Annotated in this window: 23 protein-coding genes; 11 read left to right on the forward strand and 12 right to left on the reverse strand. The window is 56.6% G+C overall.

Translation table 11 applies throughout. The annotated features are described in order from the left end of the window. Positions 1 to 20 precede the first annotated feature (20 nt). The 5 genes from ACQE3E_RS06105 (at position 21) to ACQE3E_RS06125 (ending at position 5,571) form a co-directional block, all read left to right on the forward strand. Positions 21 to 1,073: a hypothetical protein gene (locus tag ACQE3E_RS06105; RefSeq protein ID WP_427501323.1), complete on the forward strand. Its 1,053-nt coding sequence runs from the start codon at positions 21 to 23 to the stop codon at positions 1,071 to 1,073. After that, positions 1,070 to 1,972, forward strand: a complete 903-nt coding sequence (locus ACQE3E_RS06110; RefSeq protein ID WP_313728681.1) for a hypothetical protein — start codon at positions 1,070 to 1,072, stop codon at positions 1,970 to 1,972. Before ACQE3E_RS06105 ends, ACQE3E_RS06110 begins: the two co-directional genes overlap by 4 nt. A gap of 12 nt (positions 1,973 to 1,984) precedes the next feature. Continuing rightward, complete coding sequence (locus ACQE3E_RS06115) at positions 1,985 to 4,246, forward strand: cytochrome c peroxidase (RefSeq protein WP_313728680.1); 2,262 nt, start codon at positions 1,985 to 1,987, stop codon at positions 4,244 to 4,246. 151 nt (positions 4,247 to 4,397) lie between these two features. Then, positions 4,398 to 4,805 (forward strand): group III truncated hemoglobin, encoded by a 408-nt coding sequence (locus ACQE3E_RS06120; RefSeq protein WP_064025871.1) that lies wholly within the window; start codon positions 4,398 to 4,400, stop codon positions 4,803 to 4,805. 34 nt (positions 4,806 to 4,839) lie between these two features. Then, entirely contained in the window at positions 4,840 to 5,571 is a 732-nt protein-coding gene (locus ACQE3E_RS06125) for a YkgJ family cysteine cluster protein (protein ID WP_313728679.1), read from the forward strand. 105 nt (positions 5,572 to 5,676) lie between these two features. Here ACQE3E_RS06125 and ACQE3E_RS06130 read toward each other — a convergent pair whose 3' ends face one another. The 3 genes from ACQE3E_RS06130 to fdhF form a co-directional block, all read right to left on the reverse strand. Further along, positions 5,677 to 6,723, reverse strand: coding sequence for an LLM class flavin-dependent oxidoreductase (locus tag ACQE3E_RS06130; RefSeq protein WP_313728677.1), 1,047 nt, complete (start codon positions 6,721 to 6,723; stop codon positions 5,677 to 5,679). Positions 6,724 to 6,733: 10 nt separating this feature from the next. Next, a complete protein-coding gene (locus ACQE3E_RS06135) occupies positions 6,734 to 7,357 on the reverse strand; it encodes a hypothetical protein (protein ID WP_313728675.1) in 624 nt (207 codons plus the stop codon). Between the two features lie 66 nt (positions 7,358 to 7,423). Continuing rightward, the gene (fdhF, locus tag ACQE3E_RS06140) at positions 7,424 to 10,291 is read right to left on the reverse strand and encodes a formate dehydrogenase subunit alpha (RefSeq protein ID WP_427501324.1); all 2,868 of its coding nucleotides are present in this window, start codon (positions 10,289 to 10,291) and stop codon (positions 7,424 to 7,426) included. A gap of 539 nt (positions 10,292 to 10,830) precedes the next feature. Here fdhF and ACQE3E_RS06145 point away from each other — a divergent pair. After that, positions 10,831 to 11,094 (forward strand): formate dehydrogenase subunit delta, encoded by a 264-nt coding sequence (locus tag ACQE3E_RS06145; protein ID WP_064026665.1) that lies wholly within the window; start codon positions 10,831 to 10,833, stop codon positions 11,092 to 11,094. A gap of 325 nt (positions 11,095 to 11,419) precedes the next feature. Next, on the forward strand, positions 11,420 to 12,265 hold the full coding sequence (locus ACQE3E_RS06150) for an acid phosphatase (protein WP_427501325.1): 846 nt from the start codon (positions 11,420 to 11,422) through the stop codon (positions 12,263 to 12,265). 192 nt (positions 12,266 to 12,457) lie between these two features. Here the strand turns inward: ACQE3E_RS06150 and ACQE3E_RS06155 are convergent, their stop codons facing one another. Then, positions 12,458 to 13,822, reverse strand: a complete 1,365-nt coding sequence (locus ACQE3E_RS06155; protein WP_427501326.1) for a cytochrome P450 — start codon at positions 13,820 to 13,822, stop codon at positions 12,458 to 12,460. Between the two features lie 292 nt (positions 13,823 to 14,114). Between ACQE3E_RS06155 and ACQE3E_RS06160 the strand changes: the two genes are divergently transcribed. After that, positions 14,115 to 14,522, forward strand: coding sequence for a DUF2750 domain-containing protein (locus tag ACQE3E_RS06160; protein WP_064026659.1), 408 nt, complete (start codon positions 14,115 to 14,117; stop codon positions 14,520 to 14,522). An 89-nt stretch (positions 14,523 to 14,611) separates the two neighbouring features. Here the strand turns inward: ACQE3E_RS06160 and ACQE3E_RS06165 are convergent, their stop codons facing one another. Both ACQE3E_RS06165 and ACQE3E_RS06170 read right to left on the reverse strand, forming a co-directional pair. Beyond that, entirely contained in the window at positions 14,612 to 15,472 is an 861-nt protein-coding gene (locus tag ACQE3E_RS06165; RefSeq protein WP_427501327.1) for a carbon-nitrogen hydrolase family protein, read from the reverse strand. Continuing rightward, entirely contained in the window at positions 15,465 to 16,067 is a 603-nt protein-coding gene (locus tag ACQE3E_RS06170) for a GNAT family N-acetyltransferase (RefSeq protein WP_426994529.1), read from the reverse strand. Before ACQE3E_RS06170 ends, ACQE3E_RS06165 begins: the two co-directional genes overlap by 8 nt. A gap of 297 nt (positions 16,068 to 16,364) precedes the next feature. On the opposite strand from ACQE3E_RS06170, the gene ACQE3E_RS06175 reads away from it, so the two are divergent. Continuing rightward, a complete protein-coding gene (locus ACQE3E_RS06175) occupies positions 16,365 to 16,607 on the forward strand; it encodes a hypothetical protein (RefSeq protein ID WP_064026653.1) in 243 nt (80 codons plus the stop codon). 630 nt (positions 16,608 to 17,237) lie between these two features. On the opposite strand, the gene ACQE3E_RS06180 is transcribed toward ACQE3E_RS06175, so the two are convergent. Together ACQE3E_RS06180 and ACQE3E_RS06185 are read right to left on the reverse strand one after the other, a co-directional pair. Then, positions 17,238 to 17,672, reverse strand: a complete 435-nt coding sequence (locus tag ACQE3E_RS06180; protein WP_313728663.1) for a putative toxin-antitoxin system toxin component, PIN family — start codon at positions 17,670 to 17,672, stop codon at positions 17,238 to 17,240. After that, the gene (locus ACQE3E_RS06185) at positions 17,669 to 17,917 is read right to left on the reverse strand and encodes an AbrB/MazE/SpoVT family DNA-binding domain-containing protein (RefSeq protein ID WP_427501328.1); all 249 of its coding nucleotides are present in this window, start codon (positions 17,915 to 17,917) and stop codon (positions 17,669 to 17,671) included. The genes ACQE3E_RS06180 and ACQE3E_RS06185 overlap by 4 nt, the downstream gene beginning before the upstream one ends. Before the next feature lie 1,163 nt (positions 17,918 to 19,080). On the opposite strand from ACQE3E_RS06185, the gene ACQE3E_RS06190 reads away from it, so the two are divergent. Both ACQE3E_RS06190 and ACQE3E_RS06195 read left to right on the forward strand, forming a co-directional pair. After that, positions 19,081 to 19,740, forward strand: coding sequence for a hypothetical protein (locus ACQE3E_RS06190; protein WP_427501329.1), 660 nt, complete (start codon positions 19,081 to 19,083; stop codon positions 19,738 to 19,740). Positions 19,741 to 19,854: 114 nt separating this feature from the next. Next, positions 19,855 to 20,919: a hypothetical protein gene (locus ACQE3E_RS06195; protein ID WP_427501330.1), complete on the forward strand. Its 1,065-nt coding sequence runs from the start codon at positions 19,855 to 19,857 to the stop codon at positions 20,917 to 20,919. A 364-nt stretch (positions 20,920 to 21,283) separates the two neighbouring features. Here the strand turns inward: ACQE3E_RS06195 and ACQE3E_RS06200 are convergent, their stop codons facing one another. The 4 genes from ACQE3E_RS06200 to ACQE3E_RS06215 are packed head-to-tail and all read right to left on the reverse strand — an operon-like array spanning position 21,284 to position 24,477. Further along, positions 21,284 to 22,375, reverse strand: a complete 1,092-nt coding sequence (locus tag ACQE3E_RS06200; RefSeq protein WP_427501331.1) for an acyltransferase — start codon at positions 22,373 to 22,375, stop codon at positions 21,284 to 21,286. A 38-nt stretch (positions 22,376 to 22,413) separates the two neighbouring features. Beyond that, positions 22,414 to 22,683: an RnfH family protein gene (locus ACQE3E_RS06205; protein WP_427501638.1), complete on the reverse strand. Its 270-nt coding sequence runs from the start codon at positions 22,681 to 22,683 to the stop codon at positions 22,414 to 22,416. Between the two features lies 1 nt (position 22,684). Further along, the gene (locus ACQE3E_RS06210; protein ID WP_082885402.1) at positions 22,685 to 23,119 is read right to left on the reverse strand and encodes a type II toxin-antitoxin system RatA family toxin; all 435 of its coding nucleotides are present in this window, start codon (positions 23,117 to 23,119) and stop codon (positions 22,685 to 22,687) included. Further along, complete coding sequence (locus ACQE3E_RS06215; RefSeq protein ID WP_427501332.1) at positions 23,119 to 24,477, reverse strand: sodium-dependent transporter; 1,359 nt, start codon at positions 24,475 to 24,477, stop codon at positions 23,119 to 23,121. The genes ACQE3E_RS06210 and ACQE3E_RS06215 overlap by 1 nt, the downstream gene beginning before the upstream one ends. Positions 24,478 to 24,492: the final 15 nt, after the last annotated feature.

Consider the following 24,492-nt stretch of genomic DNA (forward strand, 5'->3'; position numbering starts at 1 on the left):
ATAAATCGATGAGGAAACTTATGCAACACAAGCTGTTTAAACAATCCGCCTCGGCAACGCTGGCGGCGTTGCTGGCCGGGCCGTTCGGCGCCGCCAGTGCCGGGACGTTGAGCGTCGATTCGGTCGCCGATACCTATCTGAACAGCGATCCCGTGCTGTCCAATCGGGATTGGTCCAATTTCGGGGCGATGGGGATTTCGGCGAATCTGGCCAATCCGGCAAAGGGCATGACCACGCCCAGAACCATGGACGCGCTGATTGCTTACGACACGGCGGCGATCAAATCCGGTTTCGATGCCGAATTCGGCGCCGGCAACTGGCACGTCACCGACGTCAAGGTGAAGTGGTATTCCAATTACGACATCCTCGGCGTGGCCCCTACCAACCCTCAGCTGAATGTACCGGCCGCCGGTGCGTTCCATATTTCGTTGTTGACCGATAACGGCTGGTTCGACGCGGCCAGTGCCGGCGACAAGGGTTTTGCCAATACCGATTTGAATTGGGATTCGGTGTTCGGTGCCGGCGGCAAGTACGGCAAATTGCTGGATGGCGCGCAAGTACTGGGCACCTACAGCTACGGCGGCGGCAATTTCAACGGCGGTAACAATTGTCTGAACGAGGTCTGCGCGCCGCGTTTCTGGGATTTGGGCGCCAATGCCGATCTGTACGACAGCATCGCCAACGGCGGCTTCGTGTCGCTGTTCGGTTCGGCGGCGGACAGCAACGTGAGCTACATCGTCAGCCAACGCAGCGCCGCCGGCGCGCATCCGCAATTGTTCGTCAGGGCGGCGGCGGGCGTTGCCGCCGTGCCGCTGCCGGCCGGGCTTAGTCTGTTTTTGAGCGGGGGCTTGTCCCTACTGGGAATCGGCCGTCGCCGTGGGCCGCTCGTGCCGAGCAAAGTCCAAGTAGGACCGGCCCACAACGCGCCCACCCTCTGGGCGAACGAAAAATCCCGCTCGCCCTTCGACAAGGCTCTCCCGAGTGCAGCCGAAGGGCTGAGGACGAACGGGGTGTTGTATAGACCAACTGCACTTTCTAGGATCATTTCAAACACGTTGGAGCGATGCTCATGAACCTACTTTCCCTTCGCCGCGCCGCGCTGGCGGCCAGCTTGGCCGTGATATTCGCCGGCCAAACCGGAACCGCCTCGGCCGCCACCACGCTGAACATCGACGCGGTCGCCGACACCTTCCTTTCCAGCGACCCGGACTATGCCAATCGCGATATGTCGGCGTTCGGGGCGATGCAGATTTCCGCCGACTTGCCGGATTACGTGCAGGGCATCATGTACCCGCGTACCTTGGATTTACTGGTGGCTTACGATACGGCGGCGATCAAGGCCGGCTTCGATAGCCAATACGGTGTCGGCAACTGGCATGTCACCGACGTGCGGGTCAAGTGGTACAGCAATTTCGACATCCTCGGCGTGCCCGCGCACAATCCGCAGTTCAACGTGCCGGCCGCCGGGGTTTTCAATATTTCGCTGCTCGCGAACAATGGCTGGTTCGATAAACAGGCGGCCGGCCCGTTGGGTTTGGCCAATAACGATTTGAATTGGAATTCGGTGTTCGGCGCCGGCGGCAAGTACGCTAACTTGCTGGACGGCATCCAAACCTTGGGCACCTACAGCTATACCGGCGGTGATTTCAACGGCACCAACAATTGCAGCAACGACGTTTGCGCACCGCGCTTCTGGGATTTGGGCGACAGCGCCGATCTGCTGAACATCGTCGCCGGCGGCGGCACCGTGTCGCTGTTCGGTTCGGCGGCGGACGCCAATGCCACCTATCTGGTCAATCAGCTCACCAAGCCGGGCGGACATTCGCAAATTTTCGTCAGCGCGGAGGCCGGCCCCGCCGCGGTGCCGTTGCCGGCCGGCGTTTGGTTGTTCCTGAGCGGCGCTTTGCCGTTAATGGCCGGTTGGCGGAGCCAATCCGCCGGCCGCGTTCTTGCGGTTCGAGACGACGATTAAAGCGAGGCGGTCATGCGAGTCATTCCTTTAGTCATGTTGGCCGGCGCTTTGTTGGCGGCACAAGCGGCGCTGGCGATAGGCCCGGTGCCGGTATCCTTGCGCAACGTGCCGATACCGCCGGTGCCGGGCCTGCTGGACGGCGCCGCGCCCATCGTCGTCGATAAAAACGCCGCGATCGCGTTGGGCAAGGCCTTGTTCTGGGATCAGGCGGTCGGCAGCGACGGTCAGGCCTGCGCGTCCTGCCATTTCCACGCCGGCGCCGACGGGCGGGTCAAAAATCAGCTCAATCCTGGTGGGAACAGTGTCCATGCTAGCGGCCGGACATTCGATACCCTGCCTTCCGGTGGCGGCGGTCCGAATCACACGCTCAGCCTGGACGACTTTCCGTTGCATCAATTCAGCAATCCGGCCGACAACACCAGCCGGGTGGTGTTCAGCAGCGACGACGTGGTCGGCTCCGCCGGCAGTTTTAGCGGGCAATATCAAAGCGTATCGCAATTCGGTTCGGCCAACGATCGATGCGCGCGCTCCGCCGATCCGCTGTTCAAGGTCGGTTCGGTCGGTACCCGGCAAACCACGGCCCGCAACGCGCCCAGCGTGATCAACGCGGTGTTCAACCACCGCAGTTTTTGGGACGGCCGCGCCAATAATATTTTCAACGGCAGCAGCCCGTGGGGCGAGCGCGATCCGGACGCCGGCGTCTGGGTGAAAATGAATGCCAAAACCGTCGCCAAGCAACGGCTGCACTTGGTCAATGCTTCGTTGGCCTCGCAGGCGGTCGCGCCGCCGACCAACAGCGCCGAAATGAGCTGCGACGGCCGACATTGGCAGGACATAGGCCGCAAGGTGTTGTCGCGGCAAGTGTTGCGCGACCAACTGGTGCATCCCCAGGATAGCGTGTTGGGCGCGATGAGTCTGGCCGCGAACCGGAAGCCGGGCTTGAATACGACTTACCGCAATCTGGTCACCCGCGCCTTTGCTTCGCGCTATTGGTCCTACAGCGGCACCGGTCCGTTCGGCGCGCCGGTCGGCGGCGGCTTGCCTTACAACCAGATCGAGGCCAATTTCGCGATGTTCTTCGGTTTGGCCATACAGTTGTACGAATCGACCTTGATCTCCGACCTGGCGCCGTTCGATCTCAGCCCGATCGACGCCAACATGAAACCGACTTGGAGCAACGTCGCCGCCGCCACGCCGGCGGAAACCCAGGCCTTGGTGGCCTCGTTAAAAAACGGCGTGGAATTGTTCGTGAACAATCATTGCAATCTGTGCCATGCCGGCCCGGCGTTTAGTTTGGCGGCGGTGGCGGCCAATGCGGCGTTGTTGACGCCGACGCCCGGCGCCAGCTTCGGTCCCCCGGATACGCCAATCGCCTTCGGTCCGAATGCCTTCGGCCCGTTCGGCGCCGCCGCCAAGGGCGGCATCAATCGCTACGGCAATATCGTCACCCGCGACACAAACATTCAGCAGTTACCGAAATTCATGGACTTGGGCTACGCCAATAACGGCGCCGTCGATGTGGAAGACGATCCCGGCGTCGGCGGCACGGACGATTTCGGTAATCCCTTGTCCTATAGCGCGCAATATGTCGAGTATTTGTTGGGCAACGCGACGGGCTTGCTCGATCCGGGCGTGAACAGCATCCGCGCCTGCGATTTTATCAGCCCGCTGGCCTATAACGTTGCGGTGAATCTGCCCAATGTATTTTTGCCTAGCGACGGCTTGCAGGCCGACGGTAGCCGCGAAGGCGTGTTGCGCAATCAAAACTGCACGAATGCGGTGACGGCTTATATCCCCACTCCGGCCGCCGCGCTAGCCAATTTGTCCGCCAGTAAAATGGCCGTGGCAACCCACGGCGCGTTCAAAGTGCCGACCTTGCGCAACGTGGAATTGACCGGCCCTTATATGCATAACGGCGGCATGGCGACTCTACGGCAAGTGATCGAGTTTTATAGCCGGCACGGCAATTTCAGCAGCGATAGCCTGCATTTTCATCTGGCCGGTTTTTCGACGTTGACGACGACGGAACAAAATGTCACCGATCTGACTAACTTTTTGCTCTCGTTGACCGACGAGCGGGTCAGATACCAAAGGGCGCCGTTCGATCATCCTCAGCTCATCGTCGCCCACGGCCACCTCGGCGGCGACCTGCAAGTCCAAGCCGGCCACGTCTTGGGCGCAAACTTGGGCAAAGACGAGCTGCTGGCGATTCCGGCGGTCGGCGCCAACGGCTCTTCGGCACTGATCGCCCCATTTTCGGATCCGCGACCATGACCGACCGGAATGAGCAAGGTAATAGAGCGAACCCTTGCCATCAACGCCGGCGCCGTTTTCAGGAGAACGGGCCGCGAGCTAGACGCTTATCCGCCTTGGGTGCCGGCGCGGAGGGTGTGAATGCAGTTACGATTATTGGGAGGAGCTTGTCATGCAAAACGAAGATTTAATCGCGACCGAGAGCCAGATCGCCGATCTGGTACGGGTGTTTTACGAGCGGGCCAGCGCCGACTCGCGCCTGAAAGGTATTTTTGACGGCGTCATTGACGATTGGGACGCCCATCACCGAGTCGTCGAGAACTTTTGGTCGCGCACCCTGCTGGCTACCGACCGTTACCACGGCAGCCCGTATCCGGTGCATGCGCGCTTACCCATACAAATCGAAGACTTCGATATTTGGCTGGCGTATTTTCGGCCCGTTGCCCGGGAAGTACTGCCGCCGGCCGCGGCCGAGCAAGCCATCGCTCGCGCCGAACACATGGCGGAGAGTTTCAAGACCGGGATGTTTTTCGACTACACCCCGGCTAAAACCACGTCATGCCTGAAACCGGGCGATTGAGGCGACGGACGATGGACGCCGTAAAGGAGCAGGCATGCGGACTGAAGACGCTTTAGGCTTTTACGCGGCCCAGGCTCAAGCCTTTGCCGAGACGCTGGCCCGCTTTCGCGGCGGCGATTTGATCGGCGCGATATTGACCCAAGCGTTTTCCAGTTTCGACGGCAACGTCGGGTTCGAGGCCGGCGATTATCCGCCGGTCGATTGCGACAAGGGCTGCGCTACCTGCTGCACGTTGCGGGTCACCGCGACCGCACCGGAAGTGCTGTTAATCGAACGCTTTATTCGCCACGGTCAAGCGCGCGGCCGGGAATTGAATTTGGCGAAACGGGTGGTCAAGGCCAATGCGGAAACCGCCGGTCTGGACGAGGCCCGGCGGGTGGCCTTGCGTCGGCGCTGCCCGTTTTTGGAACGCGGCGTGTGCATGATTTATCCGGTTCGGCCCTTGGCCTGCCGCGGCCATGCCTGCTACGACCGCAAGGCCTGCGTCGTCGCGGCGAAAGGGCGGATTACCGAAATACCTTATTCCGAGCCGCATCGTCAGTTTCGAAGTTTGATTCAAAACGCCTTGCAGTCGACGTTACGCGATGCCGGTTACGGCTGGGGTTTGTATGAGCTGAACCACGCCGTGACCCTGGCGCTGGCGGATGCCGCGAATCCGGAACGCTGGTTGGCCGGCGAAAATTTGTGGCCCGGCGCGGCGATTAGCGACGTGGCGCCGGCGGACATGGCCGCTGCCTTCGATCGCTTAAAGCGGATGACGGAGTAGTTGTTTGGCCTGGCTGCGCCGGGTGTTGAGAGGATTTATGGCGGAGAATCCTTGAGCGTCAGTTGCTGGGCCGCAGGTACCGAGCAATAGACGGCTGTCGCCGTATCAGACCTTGGCCAGGTCGAGATGCCCGGAGATCAAGCTCAATGCGGCGCGGTTGGCGAGCGGATCGTAGGAAGCGGGTTTCAAGATCAAGGTATGCGGACCCAGCGCATGGTGCAGTGCCCGGATTTTATCCAGACATTCCGCGACGTCGCCGACGATGGCGTTCGCCAGGATGCGTTCCTCGGCAAACACTTCGGCTTCGACGCCGAACGGCAGTTCCGCCGATCCGCTTTGCGCGGCGCGTTGGATTGCCGCGCCCATGTTGCGGGCGAAATCGCGGACGAAGGGCAAGGCGGCGTCGATCGCCGCGTGCCGATGTTCGGCGCAAAAAAAGTAACGCGACAATACGAAGGGCGGCGCGGTTCGCGCGGCGCGGGCGCGGTAGGCCGCCAGCGCGGTTTGTAGCTTTTCCACCGGTGCGGCCGACGCCCCCATCAGTCCGTAACCGCGCGTGGCGGCCAGCGCGATACTTTCCGGCGACAGGGCGGCCAGCCAGATTGGAATTCGGGATTGCCTTGGGCGAGGGTAGATCGACACTTGTTGGTAGCGGTAATAACGGCCGTCGAAATCGACGTTCTCTTCGGTCAGCAATTTCTCCAGCAAAAGCGCGCCCTCCAACAAGCGCTCGCGGCTCGTCGCCTGATCGACGCCGAAATGTTGAAATTGCAGCGGAAACGGTCCGCCGCGCGCGACGCCTAACAGCAAGCGGCCGCCGGAGAGCGCATCGACGGTGGCGGCGTCTTCGGCAACTTGCAAAATATCGCGCATTGGCAGCAGTACCGCCGCGCTGCCGAGCCGGATCGTCGTGGTGGCGGCCGCCAGATAGCTCAAAAGCGGAAAGATCGCCGCGCTGACGCTGAAGGGGTTGAAATGGTGCTCGGTGATCCAGGCTTCGGCGAATCCCAGGCGTTCGGCATGCTGGACCGTCAGCACGCTTTCCCGCAGGGCTTCGGCACAGAAACCGCCGCCCGGATTCTCGAAATTGGCGAACAGGCCGAAGCGCATGGCTTGTTGATCGGCGGACGTCGAAAGCGGTTCGGTGTTCACGGCCAATCCCTTAGACGGCGACGGCCGCGACCCGTCGTTGCAAAGCCAGAGCGTCGGCCAATTCGGTGGCCGCGCCGGCCAGAGGGATGCGGCGCGGTGCCGCGCGCATCGTGCGCCGGTTGATCACGCGTATCGACAACGATTCCACCCAATTCCAGTATTCCTCTCTAACCTCGTCCGGAAAACCGACGTCGTCGAAGGCCGACAACAGTTGCGCCAGCCAAATCTCGCGGGCCAGTTCGTCTATCGTAAACGGAAAATGCCGGGAGCGCATGCAGGTATGACCGTGGTTGGCGGTAAACAAGGCCGGACCGCCGGTCGCTTCGACGATGAAATCGGCGGTTTTTTCGACGCCGGCCGCGAAGCGCGCGGGATCTTTCGGAAACAAATGTCCGATCGGCGTATTCAACAAGCGTTGGTGATGGCGGCGGACCAACGCTCTGAGCAGGCTTGCGCCGGCCACTTCGAAAACCCGCCGGGACGGAAACGGCACGGCCGGAAACTCCAGGCCGGTGGAAGCCGGCTTCCAGCGCACCTCGTCACCGACCTCCATCGGGCCGGAGGCGGCATGGCAATCGGCGTTCGACTCGCCGGCGGGTGCCGGCGACGCTGAATCAAAGTCGGATGCGGTCATGGTCTGTCTCCTGGGTAAGTGGGTGCGCAGGTGCTTAGCGCTGGCGAACGCCGGTCTTCGCATGGCTTAGCCGTCGGCGGACGCTTTGGGGCGTTTCAAGAAGTTTTCCTGCGCGGTTCGAAATTGCAGATAGCGTTGCTGCCATTCCGACGGCAACGCGACTTTAACGACCTGCACCGCGGTGACCTTGAATTCCGGGCAGTTAGTGGCCCAGTCGGAGTTGTCGGTGGTGATGACGTTGGCGCCGGAAAACGGGTGGTGGAAAGTGGTGTAGACCACGCCGGGCTGCACCCGGCTCGAGACTTTGGCGTGCAATACCGTTTCGCCGGCCCGGCTTTGGATGCCGACCCAATCGCCGTCGACGATGCCGCGTTCCTCGGCGTCGTGCGGATGGATTTCCAGGATGTCTTCCGGATGCCAGGCGGTATTCTTGGTGCGCCGGGTTTGGGCGCCGACGTTGTATTGCGACAGAATCCGACCGGTGGTCAAAATCAGTGGGAAGCGGCGGGTGACTTTTTCGTCGGTGGCGACGTATTCGGTGGTCATGAAGCGGCCCTTGCCGCGCACGAAACCGTCGATGTGCATCGTCGGCGTACCGTCGGGGGCACTGTCGTTGCAGGGCCACTGAATGCTGCCCATTTCTTCCAGTTTTTGGTAGCTGACGCCGTTGAAAGTCGGCGTCAGCGCGGCGATCTCGTCCATGATTTGCGACGGATGATCGTAGTGCATCGGGTAGCCCATCGCGTTAGCCAGCATCATCGTCGCTTCCCAATCGCCGTATCCGCCCAGCGGCGCCTTGACCTTGCGTACCCTGGAAATCCGCCGTTCGGCATTGGTGAAGGTGCCGTCCTTTTCCAGGAACGACGCGCCGGGCAACAGCACGTGGGCGAATTTGGCGGTCTCGTTCAGGAACAAGTCCTGCACGACGATGCATTCCATCGCCCGCAGTGCGGCTTCGACGTGTTGGGTGTTCGGGTCGGATTGGGCGATGTCTTCGCCCTGGCAATATAGACCCTTGAAGGTGCCGTCGAACGCGGCTTCGAACATGTTCGGAATGCGCAGGCCGGGTTCGTTTTGCAGTTCCACGCCCCAGGCTTGTTCGAACGTGGCGCGCGCCGCGTCGTTGGAGACGTGGCGGTAGCCGGGCAATTCGTGCGGGAAGGCGCCCATGTCGCAGGAGCCTTGCACATTGTTCTGGCCGCGTAACGGATTCACGCCGACTCCGGGCCGGCCGATGTTGCCGGTCGCCATCGCCAGGTTGGCGATGGCGATGACCATCGTCGAACCCTGGCTGTGTTCGGTCACGCCCAAACCGTAATAAATCGCGCCGTTGCCGCCGCCGGCGAACAAGCGCGCGGCGCCGCGGACCTGTTCGGCGGGCACTCCGGTAATCGCCGCCGTTTCTTCCGGCGAGTGGCGCGGGTCCAGAATGAAGTCCTTCCATTTGGCGAATTCCTGGCTGTCGCAACGCTGGTCGATAAAAGCTTCGTCGTACAAACCTTCGCCGACAATAACGTGCGCCAGTGCATTCGCCATCGCCACGTTGGTGCCGGGGCGCAGTTTGAGATGGAAATCCGCCTTGATGTGGGCGGAGTCGACCAGATTGATTTCGCGCGGATCGACGACAACCAGTTTGGCACCTTGGCGCAGGCGGCGCTTCAATTGCGAGCCGAACACCGGATGGCCGTCGGTCGGGTTGACGCCGATCAGCATCACCACGTCGGCATCCATCACCGAATCGAAGCTCTGGGTGCCGGCCGAGGTACCGAAGGTCGCGCTCAAGCCATAACCGGTCGGCGAATGGCACACTCGCGCGCAGGTGTCGACGTTGTTATTGCCGAACGCTGCCCGCACCAGTTTCTGTACCAGATAATCCTCTTCGTTGGTACAGCGGGACGATACCAGGCCGCCAATCGCGTTTTTGCCGTATTTGGCCTGGATGGCTTTGAATTTGTCCGCCGCAAACTGAATGGCCTGTTCCCAACTGGCTTCCCGCCACGGATCAGTGATTTTCTCGCGAATCATCGGCTTGGTCAGCCGGTCGGGATGATTGGCGTAACCCCAGGCGAAGCGGCCTTTGACGCAGGCGTGGCCGTGGTTGGCGTGGCCGTTCTTATTCGGAAACAGGTTGACGACCTGGTCGCCCTTGACCTCGGCGACCAGCGAACAGCCGACGCCGCAATAAGCGCAAGTCGTGACGATGTGATCGTCGGTCTGGCCGTGTTCGATCAGCGTCTTTTCCATCAAGGTCGCGGTCGGGCAGGATAATACGCAGGCGCCGCAGGATACGCATTCCGAATCCAGAAACGGTTGATTCTGTCCCGCCGATACCCGCGATTCGAAACCGCGTCCGTCTATCGTCAATGCAAATGTGCCCTGGATTTGTTCGCAGGCACGCACGCAACGGTTGCAGACGATGCATTTGGACGGGTCGTAACTGAAATAGGGGTTGGATTCGTCCTTGGTCAGCGATAAATGGTTGTGGCCTTCGTAGCCGTAACGCACTTCGCGCAAGCCGACCCGGCCGGCCATGGTTTGCAATTCGCAGTGGCCGTTGGCCGGACACATCAGGCAATCCAGCGGGTGGTCGGAAATATACAGTTCCATCACACCGCGCCGAATGTTGGCGAGTTGCGGCGTTTGAGTCTTGACCACCATGCCGGCTTCGGCCGGCGTGGTGCAAGATGCCGGATAGCCGCGCCGGCCTTCGACCTGGACCAGGCAGAGACGGCAGGAGCCGAACGGTTCCAGGCTTTCGGTCGCGCATAACTTGGGAATTTCGATACCGGCCATCGCGGCGGCGCGCAATAGAGAGGTGCCTTGCGGCACTTGAATTTTGACCAGATCGATTTCCAGTTCCACCAGTGTGTCCGAGATTTTTGCCGGCGTGCCGAAATCGCCGCCGCAGCCGCAATTGCCGCATTGATGCGTCATCGAGTGTTCTCCAAAGCGTTTTCCGGACTGAGGTCCGGGTTATGTAGATCGAAATAGGTCGTTGCCTGCCGGATTCGAAACGAGCGAGACCGGCTGGGTGGGCGCTTATCCATGGAGCGAGGTGGGATGTGCTTATGGATATATCGTTTAGTATATATCGTATGATCGCGCGCATCTACGAATGGGCAGTTTTACTCGCAAATCGATCCGCTGAGCGCGGCTGCCGAGATTCACGCGGCGCCTATTAGTCCATGGAGGTGGATGTATTCTATAAAAATATATAAAAAATAATTATTTACTGTTGATTGTTTCCTGTTGTGAGCCTGTTTTTAGCCGACGATTTATTGAAAACTCGGACAGAAGTCTGTCGGGTTTCGGTCATTTTTTACTCGTTGCGAATAGTAAATTTCCTAAATGTAATGGCTGCATCCCAATGTATTCTCTGGTTCGGTTGGTCTGAAGATGCGTATAATCGTCTAACGATATATCTTAATTGATATAAAGACTTGTAGTCGCACACGCCGGGAGGATAGAAAACCATGCAACATCGCATCTACGAACGGTTGATTTCGGCGCCGGCGCCGACGAAAACGCTGGAGCAATTACTCAACAATCTGAACGACGTGGGCCGGTTTTACGAAGCCTATCCGGAAGAAGAGGCCGTTCAGGGATTGGTGTCGCACATGAGGGAGTTCATGGCGCCCAGTTTGCGCCGCCAAGTCGTCGCGCATCTGAGTCATGGTGGCGTCGGGATGAAAACGATCGTGCGCACGGCGGTCAGACGACTGAAGGAATTGACTTGATGCATGTGACATACGTTTTCGATGTGAGCCCCTGCGAATCAACCGCGCGCGATCGGGTTGGCAAACTGCGACATCGATAGCGGGCAAAGCACGCAGCCGGATCGCCGACGCGAACGCCGCGAGTCGGGTTTACCCTGTCGTTTGGAAAGCGGTTCCAGGGCCAGCCTTGCTTCATGACATCGCGTCGCGAAGCGCCCCGCCGTTAAGGTTACCGTTCGAGAGCCGACGATTTTGCCGAACAGGGAATTGTCTTCTATGCTGCATGCGGAGCAATCAGTCGTTGCATTCTTCATCAGCCCACCACTCGGTGACCGGGAGTCAGTCCATGCGGAACAGAACTTATCAATTTTGGGGACGGCTGTTTGCCGTTTTGTGCTTAAGCGGCGCGTTGCAGGATGTGTTGGCGGATGCCGGCGCGACGCCGATTCCGCCGGAAATCGGCGGCAATAGAGAGCGTGGCTATTTGCCGACCAACGCGATCCCGGACAGCTTGGGTTTGTTGCCGCTACCGCCGGCGGACGGGTCGGCGAGTTTTGCGTTGGATTTGATCTACGCCCAGAAAAGCTTTGCGTTGCGCAATACGCCTGCCTGGGCGTTGGCGATACAGGATGCCGACCTGAGTTTCCCGAATGCCGCGAGCGCCTATGCCTGCGCGCTGGGCGTGCCGGTGGACGAGCAACATACCCCCCATTTGGTGAAGCTGTTGAAGAAGGTCAAGCAGGACGCGGGCGCGGCCACCGGCGCGGCAAAGGATAGATACAAACGTCCTCGGCCGTTCATGGTCAACGACGCCCGGTTTTGCACACCGGATGATCGCGCCCGTCTGGAGGCCGGCGGTTCCTATCCGTCTGGACACAATGCCATCGGCATGGCTTGGGGCTTGATTTTGGCTGAACTGGTTCCCGCGCGGGCCGATGCGATTCTAGCCCGCGCCCAGGCTTTCGGATTAAGTCGGGTGGTCTGTAACGTACATTGGTATAGCGATACTGTATGGGGACGCTACCTGGGCGCGTATACGGTCGCTAAGCTCCATGCCGACCGTCATTTTCAGGACGATTTGAGTCAGGCGAAAGACGAATTGGACGATTTGAGCGAGGAGGCCGTGGCGCCGAACCGCGATTGCGTCGCGGAACGGGCCGGCATCGAAGCGCAGAAGCCGTTGACTCAATAGATTCGGACGACTTGGTTTGCAGGTTCCCGGCCCGGCCATGTCTATAGGGGCTTGAGTTTGAAATTGCTCTCCCGATTGGTTTCGTCGGCGCTTGGTCATGGTTTTTTCGAGCGACCGTGACCAAGCACCACCCCGGAATCAGCGGCCGAGCGCCCCCTACCACCACGTTTCAACCCTGTTCTCGCGTTTCGATCAGTTGACGGCCGACACTCGCCCCACCACCGGTCCGTCCGGTTTCAGCGTTACGCTAAAGGCTTCCTTGAGGGTAATGTCGGTTTCGAAGCGGAATGCCCGAAAGAAGCTGGCGATGATCAGCAACATTTCCAGTTCGGCGAAATGCTTGCCGATGCAATTGTGTAGGCCGCCGCCGAACGGAAAGAACGCGAATTTGTGGCGTTGCGCAACGCTATCGTCCAGAAATCGGTTCGGGTCGAATTCGTCGGGGCGAGGCCATAGGCGCGGATTGTGGTGGGTAGCATGCATCGTCAACAGGAGGATGGTGTCCTTGGCGATGGCGTAGTCGCCAAGCTCGATGTCCGCCAGCGCCTGCGTAGTCAGCGCCGAGGTGGGCGGATACAGGCGCAGGGTTTCGTTCAAGGCCGCCTTGGTGTAGCTCAGTTGGGCCAGATGGCCAGCCTGGAGCGGTTCGTTCGGCAAGCCGGCGATTTCGGCGGCGACCTTTTCGCGCACCGCCGGATGCTTGCCGGTCAGATAAAAAAACCATAGCAGCGTATTGATCGTGGTTTCCTGGCCGGCAAAAAACAGCGTGACCGATTCGTCGCGCAGCAAGTCGTTCGGCATCCTATAGCCGGTGCTTCGGTCCTGGGCTTGTAGCAACTGTGAAATCAGGTCTTGTCCTGGATTCGCGCGTTTTTGTTCGATTTCGGCGTAGAGAAAGGTTTTCAGATACTCAACCGCCGCGCGGTAGTTCTTGCTTCGTAGCGGTATCCAGCGCTTCAGCCGCTGGCCGAAGATCAGATGTACGCCCAGTTGCAGCGGCAATTCCCGGCTGAGTACGTCGATGACGTTGATCAGTTGCGCGCCGTTGCTGAGCTGGTCCACCGACTTGCCGAGCAGAACTTGCAGAAAGATGCGCTGAATCAGTTGGCGAAGCTCGGCGCTCAAATCGACATCGCTGCCGGCGGCAAGCTTCACGCGTTCGGCGGTAGCGGCCGCTTCCGCGACGATCAGTTGCTCCCAGGTTTTGACGGCATCCTTGGTGAACATCGGCTGCATCAGGCGGCGTTGCTTGCTCCAGACCTCGGATTCGCTGTTAATCAGGCCGTTGCCGAACAGCGCTTGCTTGGCGTCGTACATGAAGTCGCGGTTCAGCAAGCCCTTGCCTTCCAGATTAAAAATTTGCTCGATGTATTCCGGCGCGCGGACGAACAGTATCTTCTTCTTGAATACGGTTCCCAGCGCCAAATCGCCGTATTTGGCGTGTATGCGGGCCATCGTCGTTAGCGGTTGGACGATCATGCGCAGCATCGAAACGATCATCGAATGTTCGGGTAGGGCGGGCTTGCGGGCAGGGCTGGCGATTGTCGAATGGTCCATGAGTGTTCGTCTATTCGGTTAAGTGCCGACATTATCGACCGATTGGGCCGAAACGGTATAGTCGGGCCGTCTTCGAGTCGCGGCGCGATATTGGCGCTTTTAACAGGTTGGCAAAGCGGCCGTTCGGCCGGATGACGGAATGTCGGGTTTGCGACAAATGTGGGCTAGCCTGTCCGACGACGCATTGGCCGAGCAACTCGTTGGCTGGGGAAAATCCGCCGCCGACGACGCGCGCCGGGTATGGTGCGATTTTTGCTGAACTGTAGTCAAATTCATCAGCATAGGCCTCGACATGCGCTACGATCCCCATCCCGAAGAAATCGCCGCCGTTCCGGATATGAGTGACGAAGAACGATTGGAATATTTTCTGTATCGAATCTTCGAGACCGACGAAGTCTGGGGGCTGAAGGAGGGGCCGCAGCCCTTGATTCGGGAACTCGACGGCCGGAATACCCTGCCGGTTTGGCCTTACAAGCGCTACGCCGCCGATGCCGTCGCCGGTGAATGGGCGCATCTGGCGCCGGGTGTGGAATCGGTCGATTTCTTTACCTATCAGACCTTGAACAAGCTGGCTCGCGAGGAAGTCACGGTGGAAATCATGCCCAGACCGGGAGCGGCCGGGTGTTTGATTACGCCGCAACGCCTGTTCGGCATGCTGGAAAATATGATGGAGTCCAGGGATTACACGGTCGGGGATTAGCTCGGTCGCGGGTTCTCGTTGGACGGGTTTCTAAAGGCGGTTGGCCGAGCCTTAAGGCCGCGGCCAACCGTAACGGGACTAGCCGGCCGTTACCGGCAATCGAACTGCTTGGGCCAGTCGCGGTAGTTAAACACCTGGCCTTCCTGGCGCACGGTTTCGACGGCGGCTAGATCCAGGTCGGCGTAAATCCATTGGGCTTGGTTGTACTCGCCGATCGCCAGAATGCCGTTGTTCGGAAAGCCGCGATCGACCGGCGTGTAAATGGCTGCCGCGCCGCGATTGACATCGACCGCTTCGGACCAGGCGGCGTCGCCGACCAGCGAGGATTGCACGACGTAGCATTGGTTTTCCAGCGCGCGGGCCTGGCAACCGATCCGCACCCGGTAATAGCCGGCTTCGGTGTCGGTGCAACTGGGCACCAGAATCAACGTGGCGCCGCGTTCGGCTTGTTGGCGGGCGTAGTGGGGAAATTCACTGTCGTAGCAGATGTTGATCGCGATCTTGCCGAATACGGTGTCGAACACTTTGATGTCCAGACCGCGCGAGATATGCCATTGCTCGTTCTCGAAACGGGTCATGGTCAGCTTTTCCTGATAATCCACGTCGCCCTGCGGCGTGAAGAAATAGGCGTGATTGCGGAATTCGCCGTTTTCGTGTTTGACAGGAAACGTGCCGGCCTGGATATACACCCGGCGCTCGGCGGCCAGGGTTTTGAACAAATCCAGGTATGGCGGCAGCAGGGTTTGCAAGGCATCCAGTTGGCCGTTCAAGGACGAATAAACATCCTTCGGAAACAAGGATGCCAGTTCCATGCAGGCGTATTCGGGGAACAGCAGGATGTCGGCTTTGTTGTCGGCCGCGTCTTGTACCCAGCGGCGGGTTTTGGCTGCGAAGTTTTCCCAGGTTTCCAGGAAGCTGATGTCGTATTGGGCGCTGGCGATTTTAGGCACGGTCTTCTCTCAACCAAAAGGTCATCGGTTTGGGGGTTTCGGTCTCGTCGTCGAGATCTTTCCAGGTATAGGTGGTTTTCAGTTCCGGATGCTTGAAATAACCGCGTTTGTTCCAGAAGGCGTCCAGCGGCACATAGTCGGCCGGCCGGCGCGGATGATCGGCCGGGCGCTCGACGCAACAGAACGTGATGTGCCTGAAGCCGCCCAAATCGGCGGCATGGGCTTCGCGTTGCTCGAAAAATTTAACGCCGATGCCCAGGCCGCGATAGGCCGTGTTCAGCACCGATTCGCCGCAGTAAAACACCTGTTCCGGATCGTAACGGTGGTCCACGAACGGCTTTTTGACTTCGGCGGTTTCGTATTTCAACGGGATCGCGGTCGAGGCGCCGATGATGGCGTCGCCGTCGAAGGCCAACACGATCACGCTGTCCGGGCAGTCGATATAGGTTTGCAGGTATTTTTTCTCGTACTCGTAATCGCCGTCGTACAAGTAGGGGAAGTCGCGGAACACCTCGATGCGCAGCCGCGCCAGTTCGGGAATGTATTGAATCAAGGCCGCGCCGCTGAGGCGCTGAATGCGGATGTCTTTGCTCATGCTGGTTGCGGATTGAATGGATAAACAAAATATCGGCCGCCGGCAGGACGGTCGGGGCCGATATTGTATTGCAGGCGCGGTGCGATTGCCTATCGGGAACGCTTGGCGCGACCGGGTTGTTTGACGTAAACAGGTTTTTCGATGACGAAAGGTACGCAAGTCGCGGCCTGCCATCGACAGTCCCGCGCTGCTGCGGGGCAACCGGGAATTCGGCCTTGCTGGCCGGATTGACCAGGCTTTTAAGCAATCCCGCCTAAAAGCCGATCATTGAAGACTAACCAAACTGGAGGAGTATTTATGGCAAAAGATTTGAACGAATTGCGCGCGGTATTGAACAAGATGGAAGAGATCGTTAACAGCATGACCGAAATGGACGCGGAAATATTGGATTTTGTCGATGCGAATTATCCCGATGCGCTGAACGAACAAAAGCTGATACAAACCTTCAAAACCGTCGGCGACGCCGAAGACGAATTGCAAAGACAGATCGGTTTGCTGCGCAAGCATCTGGCCGCCGGTATTCCGGAATTGAATGCCTAACGCTCACGAAACAGTTGCGTCGCCCCGGCAAATGAAAGTCCCTGGCGTGGGAGCGGCTTTAGCCGCGATTGACAACGCTACGACACCGAATTGAGTGACCGCGTCGGGTGACTTTCAGAGTAAGTCCGAAAAATCGGCATTTCATTTAACTCAAGCGGTCAACGGATCATGAAACCGCTGGCCGTCGCCCAGGCAAATGAAAGTCAGTGGCGGAGCGGCTTTAACCGCTATTGACAGCGTTCCGACACCGGATTGGGTGGCGGCCGTCCGGTAACTTTCATTGGAGGGTGTCGTAAAAGTCGAAACAGAACCCTATCCTCGCGGGAGAGGGCAGGGTGAGGGGGGATGAAATCAATGCCTTACCTTGCATTTCCCCTCGCCCCAACCCCTCTCCCGCAAGGGGGTTTTTACGACACCCTCATAATAAGGATTCCCAACGAATTTTGGGAATTCGATATTCGAAGCGACCGGGTTGAGATGCGTGGATTGACCATCCGGTAGCCATCGGGTTTGCGATTGGGCACGGCTTTATACCTGCAATTCGTCGATGCCATTGGCTCGAAATGCTCGGCAAGTGCGGCGATCAATAGTTGCATCGGTTCCGTAGTTTGACGACGATGTTATTGGTCGTCATGCGTTAAGGCTTGGCAAGAATTGTTCCGCCGTCAGAATCGGGCAGATAAAGGGTTCGGAAATCGTCAATAAGTCCTGGTCGCCAGTTATCAGAGCATCGGCTTGCCCGGCTATGGCGAGCTGCAGGAAAGGCAGATCAAACGCATCGCGGCATTCGGGTGTAACGGGTGGCGGTTCCGGGATGACGATGGTTTGGCAATACGGCAAATAATCGGCCAGCAGTTCCTGTTGGTCAGCGGTACTGAGTTTAAATTTGGGATAATTCAGCACTCGGATCAATTCCGCTACGGTGATTTTGGACAGCAAGGGAAGAATCTGCTGGCTTTGCCAGGCTTGGCGCAAGGGTGTCAAACGGCTTTGGGCAAATACCAAGGCAGACAGCACCAGATTGGTGTCGATGACCACACGCGGCGCATGGGTTGTACTGCTCATTTATCGTGGGTGGATGTTGCATCGACAGCCTGTCTGGCCCAAACCACCGCATCGTTAATATCTTGTTCCTGGAGATTTAACTCAGCTAATTTTGCGCGCACCGCATCGCCGCGCTGAATACGCACTGGGGTCAGGATGATCTGGCCGTTGCGGGTTTCCACGTCAAAGTATTCCTCGGCGCCGACGGCAGCGGTAATGCTTTTGGGGAGTGTGAGTTGGTTTTTTGAGGTCATTTTGGCAAGCATGGCAACCTCCGAGCTATAAAGTAAGGATTCCTTACTTTATGCTTTTGACTAACAAATTTCAAGCCGCGGCCGCACCGGTTTGTCGGAGCGGATCGTCGAAGGTTTACAGTACTTGCCGAAGCGGTCGTAACCGCCGTCGAAATAGTCCTTTTCCAAACGATACCTGCTGCTGCGACACAGCGGGTCACAAACCCCGAATGGCCGAGTCCGGATATTCAACCCGGCGCTTCGCAACCCGTTCGAAGACTTGGCAAAGCCGTCCACTTGGCGCCCGTGCCACTGACCCGGCAAATTGCCGACCGGCGCGCTCTCCGACGACCGCACGCCTAATCCCGTCGTAACGGTGGCGATCCGCGCGACAACCCTTTAGCAAATCACGATCGATATGTCGGTTTAACCATTCGCCATACGTTTTTCTGTTCGTAGCGTCGCGTGCAAGGTTTTTTGTGTTGCGGGAATCACTATTTGCCTTTCGTGCAAGACTTTGAGCGTTGCCAGCAAGGCTCGGAGCCTTGCGTCTATTGCACGGAGAGTTGCGCGCAAGGCTTTTAGCGTTGCCCGTAAGGCTCGAAGTCTCGCGTTAATAGCTCGGAGAGTTGCGCGTAAGTCTTTTAGTGTTGCGAGAGTTGCTTTTTGCCTTGTGCGCAGGGCATTTAGCTTTGCCCGCAAGCCTCGGAGCCTTGCGTACAAGTCTTTTAGCGCTGCGAGGATGTCTATTTGACCGGAAATCAAGACTGGGAATATCACGAATCGGCCAATTGCGGACGGCACTATAAATTTTGATCGTTCGGTAACGTGCCTTTAGCAGACGTAAGGTGGGCAAATTTGCCCACCGTTGACCATTAAATCCGCGTGGGCACTAAATCGTGCCGACCGGGCTACTTTCGGTATGCAAGGAATAATGTTTCAGCCGTATCACCCGACGCACATCGTCCAATAAGGCTGGCGATTTGGTGCTTGACACAAAACACCTACCTGATAAAGTCAGCGGCAACATAATACGCAGGCAGGATTGCCTGATTTACCGGCTAATAGCAAGTTATCAAGGCAAACATGCCCACTTTTCCGGATACGCAGGCAAAACTGCCTGAAATGGCGGTTAATATCAACTTATACGGGCAGATTTGCATGATAATCAATTGTTATGTTTCAAAGAGGAATTTGTGACAGATATTTACAAACAAAGATTTTCTGAGCTTAAGAAACAAATGGAAGAATTATTAGCCACAGAAAAACAAACTTACTCCAGTTTTTTGGAAAAGCATGAACCAAATATTGATGGAAATGCTTTACTCGAGTGGAAAGTTAAAGTGCGCAATCTTTTAAGTAAAGCATGCGGTGAAGGTTCAGAACACTATAAAGAATTCAGTAATAATGACAGCACCGGGATGTACGGAACCTATTTAGATACTCTTAAACGTCTTCAGGCAATTTTCTTAGCAGCCAAAGAAGATTATGAAGGTGGCTATCTAAGGGCAACCCGCTCGTTAATTCAAGCAGAAGTTTTTGATTCTGAACTTGAACAAGCAAAAGAGTTGTTTCAAGCAGGGTATAAATCTTCATCAGCGATTATTGCGGGTGTTGTTTTAGAAACAACTCTAAGGGAATTATGTGACCAAGTTGGGTTACCTCACGGGAAACTAGATAAAATGAACGCAGATTTAGCAAAAAACGGACAGTACAACAAACTACAGCAAAAACGTATTACTGCACTTGCGGATATTCGCAATTCTGCTGCTCATGGTAAGACAAACGAGTTTAGTGAGAGAGATGTGGAAGATATGATTCGAGATGTTGAAAGATTTATCGCCGAACATCTTTGAAAAATCAACATAACCAGCGTATCAACTTGACCCCAAAAAGCTCCGCTCCTATCGTCGCTACACTTTTCGGGTCAAGTTATACTTATCGTTGGGCACTCAATCTAGGAGGAGTCTGTGACGCTATATGAACATTTTTGCGCTGCTCTGAACGAATCTCGTGATGTTGCAGCGAACGGTTATCTACAGTTGTTAGCTCCTTTCATCAAAGATATTGAAAGCGCATCGTCTGCCGACTCGGCTCTTGCCGAATATTGCCGGAAAATGGTGGCTCTCGTACAGAAGCATCACTTTGTGCTCAACGGCGATCTGGTTAGCGAATTCTCTCAACTCTTTGGTGAAGCGCATTTCGCTTCCCTATGCAGGGAACGAGGTGTATCACTTGTCAAAATACAAGAGCTGCAGAACAAGAAAACTCCCGACTTTCTACACTCATCTGATCAGCAAAATGTGTATTTCGAGGTTAAGACACTATCAGTTGTAAATGGTGGGCGTGGCATAAATAAGGATTTGCTAAACGCCTTGGATGCGCAAATAGATATAGAGCAACAGCAAAAAAAAGGAAAAACAGTCGCAATTGGAACTTCAGAAATGCAGCCCTATGCTGAGAAGCCATATCGAGAAGGGGCCATAACTGCGGTAATTTCTACATTGATAGAAAAGGCTCGGCAGAACATAAAATCAGATCAGTACTCAAATCCAAATACTTTCCTGGTATTAAACCTTTGCCTGATTTCTCCTGCAATTACCGACAACAGAACATTGCGGCCTGCATACTGCGACGATTATTTGTTTCCCAAAGCGATTACTGGCGATCTATGGATGTTAGCGTTTGCAAAGCCGGGGATGCTGGTGCTTGGCTGTCCTGAGTTTGAAGGAAAACCCTGTATTGAAGGTGTTATTCAAAAGCTCGGTATATTGGCTGATGAAGAGTTCGCAAATATTTCTGGCTTACTGGTCGTGGTATATCCGCTTGGCGAAAAGCCAAGTATTTACGGCTTATATCGCGGTGCAGACCATGACAAATGGGTAGATGAAGGTGCTAGCTTTTCTGGTGTTTTGGAGAGTTTAACTAATCAAAACTGGAACGATGATACAGATTCAAATGGGTGGCAGTTGGGCGGGCGAGAGTCAAATGCCCAACCCAACGCTCCAAGGGACGCTCCGCCGAAAATCCCGTAGGATGCGCCAACCAACGGGCGGCGCATCTTTCGAGTTATTCAATGCCTTCAATATCCAAGGGCATAACGCTACCCCAGTTTTCGGGATAAATTCCTTGCTTGAGTAATTTTGAAAACTCGAATAAGGCCAGTCCCTGAGTGGGACGGGGTTTGTACCCCGTCCTGAACGTTTCAAGCTAAGTTCGAAGGTAAGATAAACGTTACGGACGGATTAAATAATCCGTCCAGCATTTGTCTTAGTAATTCGCCCAGCCCCAGAAATAATATATCGGCTTCTAATCCGCTCAGCCTAAGTTGTCGGCCGGAGGTGTTTTCTAAACGGGGTTTTGGATCGCGAATAGGCGATTCATTTGGTGAAGGTCAAACTAGCCCAAAAAGGTTTTCACGTTGCACCCAGGTATTCGATTAAGGATTGATCGAATTGCAATAGCCAAAAATATAATGACGGTAACGGTAATCGGTACGCCTAGGATGGGGTTTGCTTCGCTTGCGAAATAATTAAAATGTGAGTTTCGCAGTATATCCAAGAGTAATGGGTGGGAAAGATACAGGAAGAAACTAACCGAGCTTAATGTCGCGATTATCGACCTTAAAGGGGGCAGAAAAGCATAGGTTTTTTCCCAGGCGATTGATTTTAAAAGGGTAAAAAGGCCAAGTGTCGCCAACATTATAGTAGGCGACATCGGCGATATCAAGAGCTGATCGAGTTTTCCATTGCTGTTGGCCGTAAGCAAATAGGTTCCCATCGCCGATAAAACGATTGACAGCGTAACAACGCATCCTACGATAGTTTGCTGCTTTCTGGTTAGCATCACGTCGCGCAGCCAGTATCCCAGCATAAAATATCCGACGTAGCCGCTGACTACGCTGACGGATATCGCTAAATTAGTCCATAAAACTTGCTTAATAAATGGGGGAATAGCGGAGAATAAAACCCAAAGCGAGACAAAGTAGATTTTATTGAGTCGATCCGCGCCGCGCGCATAGACCGTTAATATCGGCGTGGCAAGATACAAGCCTATCAGCATATAAAGAAACCACAAATGGTAATACGGCGTGCCTTGTATCACGTCGCGTAACAACGATATTGCCGAGATCTCGTGCGATTCGGTGGTATATAAGTCATATTTAACGGCGAGCCCGCACCATGAGAAGTAGATAATAATCCACGCAAGCAGAGGGATGATGATTCGAAACAGCCGTTTCTTCAACCAAGCGGTTGGCGCAATGTTATTTTGGGGTTTGATAAGCAAATAACCGCTAATCATCACAAACAGCGGTACCGCCGCCCGACTCGATGCGTTGAAGGCCATCGCTTCCCACCAATAAAGCAATTGGAGTTGATCGGGTTTCAGGGAAGTTAGAACGGTACCGGTCGAGGCGTGTATTACCACGACCATGATCGCTGCCAGTGCTCGAATGACATCGATAAACAATACCGTCGATTCTTTGCGCATGGGTATTATCGAGTACACCTTATTGAGCGTATTGGCATTCAGGTCTTCCTTAGTCTGTCCCGCCGCGCGTCCATCGGGTTCTGTTTCAGCGGCCGATAGATTTCCACCCGGTCGCCGTCGGCCAGCACCGCTTGCGGTTTGGCGACGATGCCGAAAATGCCGAACTTCTGAACGGTCAAATCGATTTCCGGGTGCCGGGCCAAGATGCCTGATGCCTGGATGGCTTGTTCGGCGGTGGCGTCCGGCGGCAGGGTTAGCGCGATCAAGGTTTGCCGCTCGGGCGTCGCGTAGGCGACTTCGATGCGGATGTCAGCCATACACCGCTTTGGCGCGTTGAGTAAACGCGCCGACCATGGTGTTGCAGATTTGATTGAAGACCGGGCCGAAGGCCAGGCTGGCGAAGGTGCTGGCGATTTCGAACTCCAAATCCAGCGAAATCTTGCTGGCGTCTTCGCGGAGCGGCATGAAACTCCAAAAGCCTTCCAGCGATTTGAACGGCCCGTCCAGCAGGCTGATTTGAATCTTGCCGCCTTGATCGGATTTGTTGCGGGTCGTGAACGATTTATGGAAACCGGCCTTGGCGATGTCGATTTGGCCTTCGACGATGTTGCCCTCGCGTTTCAGCACCTTGCTGCCGGCGCACCAGGGCAGGAATTTGGGGTAGGACTCGATGTCGTCTACGAGATCGAACATCTGTTTGGCCGAGAATTTGACCAACGCGCTTTTTTGCACGACGGTGATCATTACAGTACCCCCAAGACATGCAGGAATACCAGGAATACCGAAGCCGGCGCGACGTAGCGGATCAGAAATTGCCAAGCTTGAAAACCTTGCGGCGGCAGTTCCAGTTCCTGTTCGGCGTGGGCCGGTTTCATTTTCCAGCCGGCGAATACCGCGATCGCCAAACCGCCGAGCGGCAGCATCAGGTTGGCGGTCAAATAATCGAGCAGCTCGAACAGATTCTTGTCGAACCATTTATGTTCCGACCAGATATTAAACGAAAACACCACCGCCACGCCCAGCGCCCAGCAGGCGCCGCCGGCCCACAGACAGGCTTCGCGGCGTTGCAGATCCTTGTTTTCCACCAACCAGGCCACGGCGGGTTCGATGATCGAAATCGACGAGGTCAGCGCGGCGAAGAACAGCAGCACAAAAAACAACAGCCCGAACAGCCAGCCGCCGCCCATGTGGCCGAAGGCCAGCGGCAGGGTCTGGAAGATCAGGCCCGGGCCGGCGGCGGCTTCCAGGTGATTGGCGAACACCAGCGGAAAGATGGCGATACCGGCCAGTAGCGCGACGATGGTATCGGCGCCGGCGATGTAAAAGGTGGTTTTGGCGATGGATACGTGGCCGGGCAGATAGGAGCCGTAGACCATGATCGCGCCCATGCCCAGGCTCAGTGTGAAGAAGGCGTGGCCCATCGCGGTCAAGACCGCGTCGGCGTCGATTTTGCTGAAATCCGGGTTGAACAAAAATTCGATGCCTTGCTCGTAACCGCCGGAACTCATCGCATAGGCGACCAGGATCAGCAGCAGGAAAAATAAGGCCGGCATCAGAAATCGCACCGATTTCTCCAAGCCGCCTTGCACGCCGCGCATGACGACCTGCATCGTCGCCAGCATGAATACGGTGTGCCAGAAAATTTGCTGGATCGGGCTGGCCATCAAGTCGTCGAACAGGGCCTTGATGTCGCCGGCGTCCGAGCTAAAAAACTGGCCGGTGAAGGATTTGACGATGTAGGCCATGGACCAGCCGGCGATGACGCTGTAATAACCCAGGATCAAAAAACCGCCGACCATGCCCAGCCAGCCCATGTACTGCCAGCGCGGGTCGGCGCCGGCTTCGACGGCCAGACTCTGCATGGTGTTGATCGGGTTTTGCCGACCGCGCCGGCCCAACATGATTTCGGCGATCATGATCGGCACGCCGATCGCCGCCACGCAAAACAGATAAACCATGACGAAGGCGCCGCCGCCGTTTTGGCCGGTGATGTAGGGAAATTTCCAGATGTTGCCCAAACCGACCGCCGACCCGGTGGCCGCCAAAATAAAGGCGAAGCGGGACGACCATGCGCCGTGGATGGATTGGGTTTTGTCGCTCATTGCTGCTGGCCCTGT

The sequence above is a fragment of the Methylomonas sp. MED-D genome (assembly GCF_050276835.1).
GTDB lineage: Bacteria > Pseudomonadota > Gammaproteobacteria > Methylococcales > Methylomonadaceae > Methylomonas > Methylomonas koyamae_A.